Origin of the sequence: Flavobacterium sp. LB2P53 (assembly GCF_003970305.1) — a bacterium.
Classification (GTDB): Bacteria; Bacteroidota; Bacteroidia; order Flavobacteriales; family Flavobacteriaceae; genus Flavobacterium.
Genome location: NZ_RYDG01000004.1, coordinates 66,366 through 82,335, shown reverse-complemented (window position 1 = coordinate 82,335; position 15,970 = coordinate 66,366). Strand labels below are relative to the sequence as shown.

Here is a 15,970-nt window from a genome sequence, read left to right as displayed (position 1 = left end):
ATATTTATGGCTTATTTATACGATACATTAATCAAAGAGTTTGGCAAAAGAGCCATTACTAAAATTGAAGTACCCAATTATATTTCCGATAATCTTAAACCAGGTTATGGAGAAAGACACTATCAAAAAGAAGCTTTTCAGCGTTTTATACTTTTCTATAACGAAGATTTTGAAGGCAAGCCAAGAAAACCATTTCATTTAATGTACAATATGGCGACAGGAAGTGGTAAAACACTTATAATGGCTGGATTAATGCTCTACTTGTACGAAAAAGGATATCGTAACTTTTTATTTTTTGTGCATTCAAATACCATTTTAGATAAAACCAGAGAAAATTTCTTGAATGCTTCAGCGAGTAAATATTTATTTAATCAAAATATTGTTGTCAATGGTCAAAAAGTATGTGTAAAAGAAGTGCGAAATTTTGATGAAGCCGATGATAGAAATATCAACATTCATTTTACTTCTGTTCAAAAATTGCATTCAGATTTAGTGCAAAGCGAGAAAGAAAACGCATTGAGTTTAGAAGATTTTAAAAACAGAAAGATAGTTTTATTAGGAGATGAAGCACATCATTATAATGCCAATACGCAAAACCAGAACCAATTGTTTCAAAGTTGGGAAAAGTTAATCGAAGACATTCATCAGGCTGACTTGAATAATATACTGTTAGAATTTACAGCTACATTGGACTATGAAAAATCAGATATTGTAAAAAAATACGAAGATAAAGTACTCTTTAAATATGATTTAAAACAGTTTCGATTAGACAAATTTTCAAAAGAAATCAATTTAATCCGGTCTAATTATGATGAAAGGGAACGTGTCATTCAAGCTATTATCCTCAATCAATACCGACAGGAATTGGCAACCAAACAAAACATTAATTTAAAACCTGTAATACTTTTCAAGGCAAAACAAACTATAAAGGAGTCTGAACAAAACAAGCAAAATTTTCATCAATTGATAGAAAGTTTAGACGGAAGTAGTATTGATTCCATTCGGAAAACCTCAACGGTAACAATTGTTCAAAAAGCTTTTTCTTTTTTTGACAGTATTCATTTGTCGTCAAATGAATTGGCTAAAAGATTAAAATCTAATTTTCGTCCAGAAAATTGTTTGAGTGCCAATGATGAAAAAGAAAACGAAGCCAATCAAATAAAACTAAATACACTAGAAGATGCAAACAATCCTATTCGAGCTATTTTTGCCGTTCAAAAACTCAATGAAGGTTGGGATGTTTTGAATTTGTTTGACATTGTACGATTATACGAAGGGCAAAATTCAGGAGGTTCTAATAAAACGTTTGGAAAAACTACCGTCGCCGAAGCTCAACTAATTGGTAGAGGCGCGCGTTATTTTCCATTTATTTTAGATATAGATCAGGATAAATACAGAAGAAAATATGATGATGCGATAGATAATGATTTCAAGGTTCTGGAAGAATTGTATTATCATACCAAAGACGAAAACAAGTATATTTCAGAGCTCAAAAAAGCGTTAGAACATTTTGGAAGTACAGAGAAAGAAGAAGATTTTGTTCAATTTTCTCTTGAACTTAAGGAAGATTTCAAAACAACTAATTTTTACAAAACAGGAACAGTCATTTTTAATAGGCGAAAAGAGAAGAGTTATGCTTATGTGAAGTCATTTGCCGATTTAGGTGTTGTCAAAAAAAATTATGAGTACATTTTGTCTTCGGGAAGTGGAAGAATGTCAGGAATGTTTAGTTCTGATTTTGAAATTTTTGACGATAAGAATACTGCAAAAGATGTCAAGCTGAATGAGGTAATAAACCAACATATTATTAGATATGCATTAGCACAAAATCCATTTTTCCATTTCGATAAATTATCAAAATACTTCCCAAATATTCCGTCAACAAGTTTTTTTATCAACGACAACGACTATTTAGGCAATCTTGAAATTGCTTTTATAGGAACTAAAAAGAGACTAGAAAATATTTCAAATGAGGACTATTTACTAGCAATTAAAGGATTATTATCGGCAATTGAAATCGAGATAAAGGCAAATTTAACGCAATATGAGGGATCCGATTATATTCAGAAGAAAGTACACGAAGTTTTTAGAGATAAGCCATTAAAAATTTATAAAAATGATGAGCGAGCAGATGGACAAGAAAGTCTAGTGGCCAACGAACCGTGGTATGTTTACAATGCAAATTATGGAACAAGTGAAGAAAAAGATTTTGTGACAATGTTTGCTAAGAGATTTGAAATTTTAAACAAGAAATTTGATAATATATTTTTAATCAGAAATGAAAGAGAAATAAAAATCATTGATAAATTAGGTCGTGCTTTCGAACCTGACTTTCTTTTATTTTGCAAGCAAAAAGAAGGCGAAGAATTGACATTTCAAGTGTTTATTGAACCCAAAGGAGGGCATTTAATTTCTCACGATAAATGGAAAGAAGATTTTCTTAAAGAAATAGAAGGAGAAAAAAGAACCATAAAAATTAATACCGATAGATATAGAATTACTGGAGTTCCTTTTTATAATAATAAAGTGGAGAATGATTTTAAAAAATCATTAGAAAGCGTTCTAGAGGTTTGAAACGATAGTCTTCAATTCTAGCGTCAGTTGCATTAGGGATAGCAGTGGAAATCCTTTTTATTTTTTCTTTAAAAATAAAAAGATTGCAACGTATAGCCCGACCGCAGGGAATGCCCTTAAAAATCTTTCCTAAATAAAATTAAAAACAATTGTAACTTTTAGGCAACTTCATACGTATAATCATTTGTACACTTAAAATTTAGGAGACAAAAAAACATGAGACAACTAAAAATCACCAAGCAGGTAACCAATCGTGAAACCGCTTCATTAGACAAGTATTTACAAGAAATTGGTAAAGTTGACCTTATTACCGCAGACGAAGAGGTAGAATTAGCACAAAAAATTAAAGCCGGCGACCAGAAAGCATTAGAAAAATTGACGAAAGCCAATTTACGTTTCGTAGTATCTGTAGCCAAACAATACCAAAATCAAGGATTAACCCTTCCCGATTTGATCAACGAAGGAAACCTTGGACTTATAAAAGCAGCACAACGTTTTGATGAAACACGTGGTTTTAAATTCATCTCGTATGCCGTTTGGTGGATTCGTCAATCTATCTTACAAGCATTGGCAGAACAATCTCGTATCGTTCGTTTGCCTTTGAACAAAATTGGTTCTATCAATAAAATCAACAAAATGTACGCTTTATTAGAGCAATCTAACGAGCGCCCACCTTCTGCTGAGGAAATTGCAAAAGAACTTGATATGACCGTAAATGACGTAAAAGAGAGTATGAAAAACTCTGGCCGTCACTTATCCATGGATGCGCCTCTTGTAGAAGGAGAAGATTCTAACCTTTATGACGTTTTACGTTCCGGCGAATCACCAAATCCAGACAGAGAATTAATCCATGAATCATTGCGTACCGAAATCGAGCGTTCCCTAGAAACATTGACGCCAAGAGAGGCTGATGTAGTTCGTTTGTACTTTGGTCTTGGTGATCAACACCCAATGACCTTAGAGGAAATTGGCGAAACTTTCGACCTGACTCGAGAACGTGTTCGTCAAATCAAGGAAAAAGCAATCCGAAGATTAAAACACACTTCAAGAAGCAAAATACTAAAAACCTATTTAGGATAAAACAGTCAATTTTTTAAAAATCAAAAGTCATAACGTTCTACAACATTATGACTTTTGATTTTAAACTTATGACTAATAGCTAACGACGGTCTGATTAACTGTTCGTTTTTTGATTGATGATTGAAACTCCGGCTGATTACCGGAGTTTTATTTTTTTAAGCAAAACTCCATTCAGTTCGCTTAGCTCGGCTCGGATATCAGGAGTTATATTTTTAAAATCTAAATTCTTCTCACCATTCATTTCTCACTACTATGGCGTAACCCTCCGTAAAAACTTCGGGTCGGGCTATCGGCTGTATCTCTCCGCTACGCTACGAGGATGCCGCCTCTATCCCTTACGCGCAATGTACGGACAACTCGCGAGTTGTCCCTTCTAAAAAAACTTTCACCAATTGCTGCAAAAAAACTACTTTTGCACAAACAACACAAACTGTAAAGATGCACTACAGTGCATCTCTATAAAACAACTACACAATGAAAAATACTCTTATTGCACCATCAGTACTTGCGGCCGATTTTGGAAACCTGCAACGCGATATCGAAATGATCAATGACAGTGAAGCCGATTGGTTTCATATTGACATCATGGATGGTGTTTTTGTACCTAACATTTCGTACGGAATGCCCGTTTTGGAAGCCATAAACCGCCATGCAAAAAAAACAATCGACGTTCACTTGATGATTGTAGATCCAGATCGCTACATCAAAACTTTTGCTGAATTGGGCGCCAATATTCTAAGCGTACACTACGAAGCTTGTACCCATCTTCACAGAACCCTGCAAGCCATCAAAGCCGAAGGAATGAAAGCTGGCGTTGCCATTAATCCACACACAAATATCGACTTGCTAGAAGATGTAATCAACGACATTGATTTGGTTTGCATCATGAGTGTAAATCCAGGTTTTGGCGGACAATCATTTATCGAAAATACGTACGTAAAAGTTAAAAAATTAAAAAATTTAATCCATAAAAAAGGGGCGACTACACTTATAGAAGTTGATGGTGGTGTTACCAACAAAAACGCAAAACAACTTGTAGAAGCCGGAGCTGATGTACTGGTAGCCGGAAGTTATGTTTTTAAAGCAGAAAATCCAACAGCTACAATTGCTGATCTGAAGAAATTGACAAACCTATAATACTAAAAGTCCCGATTCAATAGTTATTAGATCGGGACGGGTTTAAAATGAAAATAGCAATTACAAAAACCAACTAGAGGCTGTCACTGTCAATGCAACTTTTATAAAGGAACGCTCTGAAAAACTCATTGAGCGCTTTAAAGACAAAATAGAAAAAGCTTAAACAAACAATTACGGATTTAAAAGACCAATCATCTAAATTTTGTCCCTGTGGTTTAAGGTTGAAACTGCGACTAAAAACGCATTACTACTTACTTTTTCTTCAAACTACCATACCATTCCTGTAGCGAAGGATAAATGAATCCAGCTGTTTTTTGGATTGGATTATAAAAAAGAGAATTATCCAGCGTCTCTTTTTTGGCCAACAGATGGTTGTAGTTAATCTTCTCGAAAATCGCGAAAACAATACCCAGAATCAAAACAGTTTTCAGCACCCTGAAAAAACCACCTCCCAAAGCATTCAACCAGCCCAAAAAAGCAAAATCAGCTACTCCTGTCAGGAATTTACCTAAACCTGAAACCACAACAACTACAATAATGAACGTAAGAACAAAAGCTACTACTTGAATGGTATTAGGATTCCATTTGACAAATCCCACTAAAATATCCCGCATATAGGAGGAAAATTGTACTGCAATATAAATACCGGCCAGTAGTGAAATTAGTGATGCTAACTCCACAAAAAGACCGTTTTGAAGGCCTTTGTAAAAAGCAAAAGCAAGCAATACACCCAAAATGATATCAAAAAATCCCATACTTAATTAATTTGCAACGATCAAACAGCAAATATAAAAGAATTATTCTTTACCATAGTCAATTTTCAAGTTCTTATCTTTGCGCAAAATAATTTTATGACAAATGAATTAATAACTCATGACTCATAATTCATAATTCAACAAAAATGTCAAGAGACACACAACTTAAAGAACGCTGGGAACAGCTTGTAAATATACTTTCCAATCAATTTTCTCAAGGGGAAGATTTAGATTTAGACGCTATTATTTATCTAATTGGCGTACAAGAACTCGGGAAAGTACATAACGAATACAAGAAAGACGAAAAACTAAACCTAATGCATATCGCGATTTGCAGGTTATTAGAGCCTTATGGATTCTATGAATTTGAATTTTTTGACGAGGAAGGTTGGCCACATTACAAAGTAAAAGAGGAATTACCACCGCTAAAAGCTGGAGAACAATCCGTTTTAATGAAAGAAGCCATTGTGAATTATTTCCTGGAGAAGGAACTTATTGATTGATATTATTTATTGTACGGGCCAGTCGTGACTTGTCCCTATCAACAAAAATCACTAAATTTGCATAATTAATTATTGGAATGAAAATGATAGATAAGATAAAAGAATATATTGGCGAAGCAAATGCTTTTTCAACGCAAAACCCAGCAGAACTAGAAACGTTCCGAATCAAATTCTTAGGAAGCAAAGGACTTTTAAAAGACCTTTTTGCGGAATTCAAAAATGTGCCTAACGATCAAAAAAAGGAATTCGGACAAGTAATCAACCTGCTCAAAGCATCTGCCGAAGACAAAGTAAAAACCCTTCAGGAAGCTTTAGAAAACAAAGAAGAAACCAAAGGTTTTTACGGGGATCTCACGCGTTCGGCTGAACCAATAACTATCGGTTCCCGCCATCCTATTTCATTGGTGAAGAACCAAATTATTGATATCTTTTCAAATATTGGTTTCAATGTTTCCGAAGGTCCTGAAATCGAAGACGACTGGCATAATTTTACCGCATTGAACCTCCCGGAATACCATCCGGCTCGCGACATGCAAGACACATTTTTCATACAAACCAACCCTGATATTTTGTTGCGCACACACACGTCTTCCGTACAGGTACGTTACATGGAAGAAAATAAACCGCCAATTCGGACCATTTCTCCGGGAAGGGTATTTCGTAATGAAGCCGTGTCCTCTCGTTCTCACTGCATTTTTCACCAAGTGGAAGGGCTGTATATAGACAAAGATGTTTCTTTTGCCGACTTAAAACAAACCCTTTTGTATTTTACCAAAGAGATGTTCGGAAAATCAAAAATCCGTCTGCGTCCCTCCTACTTTCCTTTTACGGAGCCAAGCGCTGAGGTTGATATTTATTGGGGACTTAAAACAGAAACTGATTATAGAATAACCAAAGGAACCGGATGGTTAGAGATCATGGGCTGTGGAATGGTGGATCCAAACGTTTTAAAAAATTGCGGCATCAATCCTGAGGAATACAACGGATTTGCCTTTGGAATGGGAATCGAAAGAATTGCCATGTTGTTGTATCAAATAGGCGACATCCGTATGTTCTACGAAAATGACGTACGTTTCTTAGAACAATTCAAATCAAGTATATAAAAATTTAAGAGCACTGATTTTTGATTTTAGAAGTTTAAATCTGAAATCAAAAATCGGTAATCATCACTCAACAATCAAATGAAATCCGACATCATCACCCCCGAAGTAGAAAACGTATTCCTAGCTGCAGTCCAAGAATGGAGCGACGATTTCATGGAAAAAGTATGGTACGCCTATTTAATAAATGACAGTGACTTTTTAATCGAAAGCGTCATGGTTGTTTCTAAGGCATTTGGAACCATCAACGGTGAAATGAAAAAAACATCCCTCTTGCGCCACGCTTTTGTAGCAGTTCCGCCAGTTTCAGTAATGAAAATCGAAATGATTGAAAAAAGCGTTTTAGCACTCAACAATGAATTCATGCTGACTTTCTTTATCGGAGACAAACTATACGATAAAAAATACATTTTCAAAGCACAATCCATCTGCGAATCAGCAGTCGAAGAAGTGCCTATTTTATTTATTGATGGTATTATCGTGAGATAAATCAGCACTATTGTCGCGTTTATTTTTTTTCTTCCAATTTAAATATCCTATTACAAATATTCCGAATAAGACGAAATAAAGCGTTCGGAACAGGTTTCTTTTGGAGAAAAAAGCATCTTCAAAAGAGCGTTCGAATAAGTCAAAAACGAGCAAGCTTAGGGAAAGAATAATTCCCCAACGCATCCCGTTTTTAATCTGAAATCGCCACCTTTTACCCATAAAAATGATTTAGCGATTTTGTTGTTTAACTTTGGATTTCCATGTAAAATAACCTAAAACAAAAATCCCTACACCGATATAAGCAGCTGCTCGAATATAAAAATTAGGCGTAGCAACCTGTACTGAAAAAGGGATTTCTTTTATGTCGAATAACACATTGAAAACTGTCATAAATACACCCCAAATTCCGCCAGTTTTAATTTGATATTTCCATCTTTCACTCATGACATGATTGTATTTTGATTATTAAATATATAGCAGAATTAATCCAGTTTGTCGGTCAGTTTCTTAAATATGGTTTTCGCATCTTTTCCTTCGTATAAAACCTCATAAACGGCATCAATAATAGGTGTTTTGGCACCATAAGCCTGATTTAGCTTATAAGCACTTTTAGTAGCGTAATATCCTTCAGCAACCATGCTCATTTCCATCATTGCTGATTTCACCGTGTAGCCTTTACCTATCATATTACCAAACATTCTGTTTCTCGAAAAAACGGAATAGCCTGTAACCAGTAAATCTCCTAAATAAGCAGAATCATTGATGTTGCGCTTCATTTTATGGACTTTCTTGATGAATTTTTTCATTTCCCTGATCCCATTACTCATCAATACGGATTGGAAATTATCTCCATAACCCAGTCCATGGGCCATTCCTGCAGCAATGGCATAAATATTCTTTAGCATCGCAGCATATTCAGTTCCTATAATATCATCTGTAATTTTAGTCTTAATGTAATTTCCAGCAAGAGTATCGGCAACAATTTTTGCTTTATCAGAATCGCCACATGCGATTGTCAGATATGATAACCGCTCCATAGCCACTTCTTCTGCGTGACAAGGACCAGAGATTACACCAATGTTATAATAAGGAATATCATATTTTACATGGAAATGTTCCCCTACAATCAAACTGGTCTCAGGAACAATCCCTTTTATAGCCGAAAAAATGATTTTATCTTTCAACGAAACAGTCAATTTTTCTAATTCACCCTCTAAAAAAGCGGAAGGAATAGCAAAGATAATGTAGTCCGCATAGGCTACTGCTTCATTAATATCATTGGTTAGCTTCAATTTTTGGGTATCAAATTCAACAGAACTTAGGTAATTTGGATTGTGTTTGTAGGTCTTGATGTGTTCTATAGCAGCATCATTGCGCATGTACCATGAAATTTCGGTAAGATTTACGCATAACATTTTAGCTATGGCTGTTGCCCAACTACCACCACCAATTACTGCAAATTTTATGTTTTCAGTCATTTTTTATTGAATTTAATCAAAAGTACTTAAAAACTATGAATCAAGCCAAAAAAGCACCGCCTTAAATCTGGGATTCACAGGGGTTTTCAATAATAATATCACAATATATTAAATTAAATTTAAAACATTTGATTTTCAAACACAATATAAACACATTAATACCGTTATTCTTTTATTATAGTTACTGTTTTAACAAAAAAACAGAATTGAATTAGTTAGTTATAATTTGAATTTTAAAAGGCGTTCCCATACAAAATGAGAACGCCTTTTTATTTAAAAATACTTCAATCGGTAATCTGATTATTTGAATTAATAACTCATTTCTACAATTGATTTCACTTTTTCTAAAGTGATATTTTCTTTTTCTCCTAATCCCAGCCAACCTCTTTCTTTGAAGCGGTTTACTATAAAATCAGCCGTTTTATCATAGTCTTTGGTGTAATCCGATAATTTAGTCTCCATTCCCATTGTATGGAAAAACTCAACTGTTTTATTGATCGCTTCGTTTGCTATTTCATCTTCGGTTCCAGTCAAATTGAAAATACGCTTTCCGTATTGTGCCAGTTTTCCTTTTTTGGTTTCAAACATCACTCGGTATAAATTTGGACCTACAACCGCCAATGTTCTAGCATGATCAATTCCGTACAAAGCGGTTAATTCATGGCCAATCATGTGTGTAGCCCAATCCGAAGGAACTCCTTTCTGGATTAATCCATTTAGAGCCATCGTACAACTCCACATAAAGTTAGAAGCCAAAGCATAATCTTTAGGATTCTCAACAACATCAGGACCAACTTGAATCAAGGTCTGTAAAATACTTTCGGCAATTCTATCTTGAAGATATCCTTCATGTGGATAGGTTAGATATTGTTCCAAAACATGGGTATAGGCATCAACAACTCCGTTTTCCAATTGTCTTTTGGGTAAAGATTCAATGACGGTTGGATCGCAAATAGAAAATTTTGAAAACAAGGCGCTACCACCAAATGATAATTTTTCCTGTGTGGATTCAATAGTAACAACTCCGCCAGAATTCATTTCACTTCCCGTTGCCGGTAAAGTTAAAACGGTTCCAAAAGGAATAATTTTAGATACATCTTTAGTCAACACTCGTTTTTGAAGAATATCAATTGGGTTTCCGTCAAAATTTACAGCAGCCGAAATGAATTTTACCCCGTCAATTACAGAACCTCCACCCACAGCAAGGATAAAATCGATATTTTGTTCTTTGATAACTGCTACTGCTTTCATCAAAGTTTCAAAATGTGGATTTGGCTCAATTCCCGAAAATTCGACGATTTCAAAACCTTTTAAAGCATTAATTACCTGTTCATGGATTCCATTTTTGAAAATACTTCCGCCTCCATAAGCCAAAAGAATTTTTGCGCCCTGTGGAACTAAAGTAGAAAGTTTTTCAATTTGTCCTTTTCCAAAAATTAAATTAGTAGGATTGTATAATTCGAAGTTTAACATGTTTTTATTTTTTTAAATTCAATTGATTTAATAATTTTTCTGCAACGAGTTTAGATGAAGCCGGGTTCTGACCTGTAATCAATAAGCCATCTTCTACTGCATACGGTTGCCAATCCCCTATTTTTGAATATTTGGCCCCGTTAGCTTGCAACGCATCCTCTAATAAAAATGGTACGACATCAGTTAAGCCTACAGCTTCCTCTTCCGTATTAGAAAATCCGGTTACTTTTTTTCCTTTTACCAAAAAATCCCCATTTACTTTTACGTTTTTCAACACTGCTGGTGAATGACATACAAAAGCGACAGGTTTATTATTCGTATAAAAAGCTTCAATCAAAGCGCTTGAATTTTCATCCGTGGCTAAATCCCATAACGGTCCATGACCTCCTGGATAAAAAACGGCATCATAATCCGATTCTTTTACATCGGCTAATTTGTGCGTATTTTTCAGTTTTGCCAATAATTCAGTATCAGCATCAAATCGTTTAGTATCTTCAGTTGCTGCAGATGGATCTTCACTTTTTGGATCTATAGGTGGTTGTCCTCCTAACGGGGTAGCAATATCAATAACAACTCCTTTATCTACTAATTCATAATATGGCGCGGCAAGTTCTTCTGTCCAAAATCCTGTTTTTTCTCCCGTGTTACCTAGTTTATCGTGACTCGTAACAACAAATAATACTTTTTTCATACTTTTTTTATTTTGTGCAGTTGCTGTAATGCAACTTACTGTTAATGCTATAATGGCAAAGAATGCAATTTTCTTCATTTCTTATTTTGTTTCTACAAATTTAGTGCGAATATGCTATTAGTAAAAATAATTTAAATTATGTTTGTGATAAATATATTTATATCATGGTTAATCTCGAATGGTACAGAACGTTTAAATCCGTTTATAAAAACGGTAATTTTTCGTTGGCTGCCAAGGAATTATTTATCAGTCAACCCGCTGTAAGTCAACAAATATCAATGTTGGAAGCACATGTCGGATATAAACTTTTTAATCGAAAGTCAAAAGGTGTGGAGCCAACAGAATATGCTAAGTTACTCAATAATCTAATCATCGAGGCGTTGGACCGATTGGAAAATGTGGAGAATGGTTTTCGTGCCAAAGCGTTTGATGCGAATCGATTAATATCCATTGGCATCTCGAAACACTTGATGATCAGTTTGGGAAATGCCTTAATTTCAGAATTTGATTTTATAGATTTTAGTTTCCATGAGAACGACACACTTTTTGAATTGGTCGATTCTAAAAAACTCGATTTTGCTATTGTTACCAAACAATATGACACGTTTGACACCATTCAGAAAAAGGTTGGCGAAATCAAACAAGTGATTGTTGGTTCCAATAACATTGATGCTTCTGAGTTAAAATCTAATATCAAAATAAAGAATTTCTCTGCAACTGAACAGTGGTTAAACGACCAAAAGTGGTTCAGCCACAATGCACAGATTCCGCATATAAAGTTGTTTTGGCTGCATGTTTTTAGTAAAAAAAGGCCCTCGATGATTCCCAATTATATCATTCCGTCCGAGTATGAAATGCTTGAAATAATTTCGAAAAATACCGGAATAGCCGTTGTTTGGGATATAAACGCAAAAAGTTTAATAGCAGAAAATAAAATCCAATTGATGTGGAACAGCAAGCAAATGCCAAGTACAGAAGTATATGTGTTATCCGGTAAAAATGATAATTTGAGTCCTGTTTTTGAGAATATTCAATTGGAATTAAAAAGAATTCTGGCGTAATTACTTCTTATAAAAGTTATTGTGATCAATACATTCCCAAACTTTAGCGGGCAATAAAGGCTGTACATTTTTCCCTTTTTTGATATTATCCCGAATAAATGTAGATGATATTTCAACAACCGGAGCGTCAATCAGGTGGATTTTTGGGTGATTCTTGAAAGTTAGATTTTCTACTTCCAAAGAAATAGCTTCGCCGGTTTGGCCTTTGGTTTCGAGTCTAGGATACACATAAATCTCGTGATGCGCCAGAATAGCTTCGTAGTTTTTCCATTTGTACAACGACCTTAGATTGTCTTCGCCCATGATTAACGAGAATTCGTAATTGGGATGTTTTTCCTGCAAGTGAACTAAGGTATTTATTGTATAATTGGGCTGTGACAATTTAAACTCAATATCCGAAGGTTTGATTTTTAGATAATCCTCGGTGGCAAGATGCACCATTTGCAACCGATGGTAATCATCAAGCAAAGTATTTTTTTTCTTCAAAGGATTGTGTGGCGTAACCACCATCCATACTTGGTCTATATTAGCATGCTCGGCCATGTGATTGGCAATGATGAGATGTCCAATATGAATGGGGTTAAACGTTCCGAAATAAAGTCCTATTTTCATAATATTTTGTTTCACGAAGATTCACAAAGTGTTTATAAAATTTTCGTATGAGCCTATTATTTCCTTTGTGCCTCTTTGTGTTATATTTTAATCCTTTACAAAATTCTTTACCAATTGATATGCTTCTTCCAAAGCAATATTTAAATCGTAGTTTTTTATAATCACATCAAATTGTGGCGCTGTAGCCAATTCAACAGAAGCTTTAGCGATGCGCATATTGATTTTGTCATCACTTTCGGTAGAACGTTCCTTTAATCTTCTTTTTAGTTCATCTACGCTTGGTGGTTTCACGAAAACGGCTAACGTTTCTTCCGGGAATTTATGCTTGATACGCAATCCACCAGAGACATCAATATCAAAAATTACATTTTTTCCTTTTGCCCAGATGCGCTCCACTTCACTTTTTAAAGTTCCGTAGAAATTATCGCGGTACACTTCTTCCCATTCCAAGAAGTCTTCGTTCTTGATGTGTTTTTTAAAGTCTTCGGTAGACATGAAATAATAGTCTTTTCCGTTTACTTCTTCGCCTCTTGGTTCGCGGGAAGCTGCCGAAATAGAAAACTCCAGATTCAAATCTTCTTTGCTTAATAAATGCCTAACTATGGTGGTTTTCCCAGATCCTGATGGTGCCGAAAAAACGATTAATTTTCCTCCTGTGCTCATTTTATGCTGAATTTATTTCAGTATCTATATTATAGAACGTTCAATACCTGCTCCTTTATTTTTTCCAATTCGTCTTTCATCTGAACGACTAATTTCTGCATTTGTGCGTGATTGGATTTAGAACCCATCGTGTTGATTTCACGTCCCATTTCTTGGGTAATGAAACCTAATTTTCTACCGTTGGCCTCCGTTCCGTTGATGGTTTCCAAGAAATAATCCAGGTGATTCGTCAAACGTACTTTTTCTTCGGTAATGTCTAATTTCTCCAAATAATAAATCAATTCCTGCTCAAAACGGTTTTCGTCTACATTCACTTTAAGTTCAGCAATTGCAGTTTGCAAACGGTCTTTTATTGCCTGAACACGTTCTGGATCAAGTGCCAAAGCTTCGGTCATATACTGCCTAATGTTGCCAATTCGCAATTGAAATTCTTTTTCAAGAGACATTCCTTCATCTCTTCTAAAGGTCAAGATGTTTTGCAAGGCTTCTTCGATAACGGTTTGGATTTGCACCCAGTCGTTTTCATCGATTTCATCACGTTCTATTTTCATGGTGTCCGGCATACGGATCGCCATTTTCATCAGTTCCGTTTCATCTGCATCAGCATACACTTCTCTTAACTGATTGATGTACCCTTTTACAATGGGCACATTTACTTTCGTAGAAGTTTGTTCGGCGGTAGTTTCGATAAAAATAGAAAAATCTACTTTGCCTCTTTCCAGCTTAAGTGCGATTTGGTTGCGTAAACCCAATTCCATTTCGCGGTACAGCGAAGGCATTCTCACATTCAAATCCAAACCTTTACTGTTTAAAGATTTCACTTCTACCGTGATTTTTTTGGTTGGTAATTGCAAAGTAGCTTTACCAAAACCCGTCATTGATTGTATCATATAATTTTCTAAAAGAGGTCAAAGATACTAAAAAAGTGGTCAGTGGTCCGTTTTTAGTAAACAGTGACTCGGCATAAGTACATATTTAGTAATCAAATTTTAATTTTTGAGTTGATATAAATAGCCCAACGAACGTTATAAAAGACAATAACCTGCAATTTAGGCGCTGAACACTAACAGCTGATTACTGCACACTCTTTTTCTGTGTCACTAAATAAACGCCGATAAATATCAAAACTGCCGAACCAATTTTTACCAAACTCAATTCGTCTTTGCCCAAGCTTATCGCAAAAATAGTGGCAAATAGCGGTTGCAAATAAATAAAAACGGCAACCGTCGTTGGTTTTAATTCTTTCATCGAAAGCAAATTAAGCAAATAGGTCAGAAATGTAGAAATGACGACAACAAATCCAATTTTCCAGCAAATATCCATGGGAACCAAAGCCCAGTCCACCGTTTGAAATTGACTCCAGCCAAAAGGCAAAACCATAATAAATCCAAATAAATAAATCCATTTTACAAACGTAAACGCATTGTATTTATCCATTAATTTCTTGACGATAATCAGGTAAAATCCATAGGAAATAGCATTGACCAATACCAGAAAATTTCCCAACCCAGCGTTTGTGGCGCTGCCAATGGATTTTCCGTACAGAATAAGAAAAGCAGTCCCTATCAGACCAAGTATGATCCCAAAAACCATTCGTTTTTGCATGCGTTCCTTCATGATAATAGCCGAAAGCGTCAACACAATCATTGGTGTCGAAACCATGATAACTGCAGCACTAATAGGCGAAGTAAGGCTTAATCCTTTGAAAAATGTAAGCATATTAAATGCTACGCCAAAGAAAGCTGCGGCAATAATTCGGGGAAAGTCATTGATGGCAATTTTTTCCTTCGGCATAAAAAGCCAAAAGATCCAAAACAAAATCATTGAACCGCCTACGCGCAACAAGATGAAACCATAGGCATCAATATACAACGGCATGACATCTTTGGCAATAGTAAACGTGACTCCGTAAATTATGGAAACAATTGTGGCACCAATTAGTGCAAGATTTCTTTTGGACATTATGCCAAGGCTTTCATTACCTGCAACATATTTTGTTGGGTATTCCCGATATAAATCTTGTCTTTGATGATAAATACAGGGCGACTCAAAAACGTGTAATGTTCCAGAATGTATTTTTTATAATCGTCTTCGGTCAAGGATTTATTTTTTAAATCCATCGATTTGTACAGTTGTGCTTTTTTGCTAAAAAGCGCTTCATAACTTCCGGAAAGTTCGCGCATTCGTTCTAATTCGGCAACAGTAATTGGATCTTGTTTGATGTCGTGAAACTTAAAATCATGCTCTTTAGGAAGTGATTTTATGATTTTTCTGCAGGTGTCGCAAGAAGCGAGATAATATATTATGTCCATATAAATAGCAATTTCTTTGTGCAAAGAAAATTCATTTGACAC

The 15,970-nt window shown here is 35.2% G+C and carries 17 protein-coding genes; 7 read left to right on the top strand and 10 right to left on the bottom strand.

Annotated features, from left to right (window positions below; translation table 11 throughout):
- The first annotated feature begins 6 nt into the window (after window positions 1-6).
- The 3 genes from EKL95_RS06555 (at window position 7) to rpe (ending at window position 4,791) form a co-directional block, all read left to right on the top strand.
- Window positions 7-2,574, top strand: a complete 2,568-nt coding sequence (locus tag EKL95_RS06555) for a DEAD/DEAH box helicase family protein (protein WP_126563809.1) — start codon at window positions 7-9, stop codon at window positions 2,572-2,574.
- 216 nt (window positions 2,575-2,790) lie between these two features.
- Entirely contained in the window at window positions 2,791-3,654 is an 864-nt protein-coding gene (locus tag EKL95_RS06550; RefSeq protein WP_007137700.1) for an RNA polymerase sigma factor RpoD/SigA, read from the top strand.
- A 474-nt stretch (window positions 3,655-4,128) separates the two neighbouring features.
- Entirely contained in the window at window positions 4,129-4,791 is a 663-nt protein-coding gene (rpe, locus tag EKL95_RS06545) for a ribulose-phosphate 3-epimerase (RefSeq protein WP_126563808.1), read from the top strand.
- A 251-nt stretch (window positions 4,792-5,042) separates the two neighbouring features.
- Here the strand turns inward: rpe and EKL95_RS06540 are convergent, their stop codons facing one another.
- Window positions 5,043-5,546: a CvpA family protein gene (locus tag EKL95_RS06540; RefSeq protein WP_126554714.1), complete on the bottom strand. Its 504-nt coding sequence runs from the start codon at window positions 5,544-5,546 to the stop codon at window positions 5,043-5,045.
- 146 nt (window positions 5,547-5,692) lie between these two features.
- On the opposite strand from EKL95_RS06540, the gene EKL95_RS06535 reads away from it, so the two are divergent.
- From EKL95_RS06535 to EKL95_RS06525, 3 genes are all read left to right on the top strand, one after another.
- Window positions 5,693-6,049, top strand: coding sequence for a hypothetical protein (locus EKL95_RS06535; protein ID WP_126461854.1), 357 nt, complete (start codon window positions 5,693-5,695; stop codon window positions 6,047-6,049).
- Window positions 6,050-6,132: 83 nt separating this feature from the next.
- Complete coding sequence (pheS, locus tag EKL95_RS06530) at window positions 6,133-7,152, top strand: phenylalanine--tRNA ligase subunit alpha (protein WP_126563807.1); 1,020 nt, start codon at window positions 6,133-6,135, stop codon at window positions 7,150-7,152.
- Window positions 7,153-7,230: 78 nt separating this feature from the next.
- Window positions 7,231-7,638, top strand: a complete 408-nt coding sequence (locus EKL95_RS06525; protein ID WP_126461849.1) for a hypothetical protein — start codon at window positions 7,231-7,233, stop codon at window positions 7,636-7,638.
- 228 nt (window positions 7,639-7,866) lie between these two features.
- Here EKL95_RS06525 and EKL95_RS06520 read toward each other — a convergent pair whose 3' ends face one another.
- From EKL95_RS06520 to EKL95_RS06505, 4 genes are all read right to left on the bottom strand, one after another.
- Window positions 7,867-8,082: a hypothetical protein gene (locus EKL95_RS06520; protein ID WP_126461843.1), complete on the bottom strand. Its 216-nt coding sequence runs from the start codon at window positions 8,080-8,082 to the stop codon at window positions 7,867-7,869.
- A gap of 38 nt (window positions 8,083-8,120) precedes the next feature.
- The gene (locus tag EKL95_RS06515; RefSeq protein WP_126461840.1) at window positions 8,121-9,116 is read right to left on the bottom strand and encodes an NAD(P)H-dependent glycerol-3-phosphate dehydrogenase; all 996 of its coding nucleotides are present in this window, start codon (window positions 9,114-9,116) and stop codon (window positions 8,121-8,123) included.
- A 309-nt stretch (window positions 9,117-9,425) separates the two neighbouring features.
- A complete protein-coding gene (locus EKL95_RS06510; RefSeq protein WP_126563806.1) occupies window positions 9,426-10,589 on the bottom strand; it encodes an iron-containing alcohol dehydrogenase in 1,164 nt (387 codons plus the stop codon).
- A gap of 4 nt (window positions 10,590-10,593) precedes the next feature.
- Complete coding sequence (locus tag EKL95_RS06505; RefSeq protein ID WP_197037211.1) at window positions 10,594-11,358, bottom strand: type 1 glutamine amidotransferase domain-containing protein; 765 nt, start codon at window positions 11,356-11,358, stop codon at window positions 10,594-10,596.
- A gap of 86 nt (window positions 11,359-11,444) precedes the next feature.
- Between EKL95_RS06505 and EKL95_RS06500 the strand changes: the two genes are divergently transcribed.
- Entirely contained in the window at window positions 11,445-12,341 is an 897-nt protein-coding gene (locus EKL95_RS06500) for a LysR family transcriptional regulator (protein ID WP_126562674.1), read from the top strand.
- On the opposite strand, the gene nadD is transcribed toward EKL95_RS06500, so the two are convergent.
- From nadD to EKL95_RS06475, 5 genes are all read right to left on the bottom strand, one after another.
- Entirely contained in the window at window positions 12,342-12,953 is a 612-nt protein-coding gene (nadD, locus tag EKL95_RS06495; RefSeq protein WP_126563805.1) for a nicotinate (nicotinamide) nucleotide adenylyltransferase, read from the bottom strand.
- An 87-nt stretch (window positions 12,954-13,040) separates the two neighbouring features.
- Window positions 13,041-13,616: a guanylate kinase gene (gene gmk, locus EKL95_RS06490; RefSeq protein WP_126461828.1), complete on the bottom strand. Its 576-nt coding sequence runs from the start codon at window positions 13,614-13,616 to the stop codon at window positions 13,041-13,043.
- Window positions 13,617-13,645: 29 nt separating this feature from the next.
- On the bottom strand, window positions 13,646-14,506 hold the full coding sequence (locus tag EKL95_RS06485; protein WP_126554698.1) for a YicC/YloC family endoribonuclease: 861 nt from the start codon (window positions 14,504-14,506) through the stop codon (window positions 13,646-13,648).
- Between the two features lie 184 nt (window positions 14,507-14,690).
- Window positions 14,691-15,578 carry a DMT family transporter gene (locus EKL95_RS06480; RefSeq protein WP_126563804.1) on the bottom strand — a complete coding sequence of 296 codons (888 nt, stop codon included), beginning with the start codon at window positions 15,576-15,578 and terminating at the stop codon, window positions 14,691-14,693.
- Complete coding sequence (locus EKL95_RS06475) at window positions 15,578-15,928, bottom strand: arsenate reductase family protein (RefSeq protein WP_126452753.1); 351 nt, start codon at window positions 15,926-15,928, stop codon at window positions 15,578-15,580. Before EKL95_RS06475 ends, EKL95_RS06480 begins: the two co-directional genes overlap by 1 nt.
- Window positions 15,929-15,970: the final 42 nt, after the last annotated feature.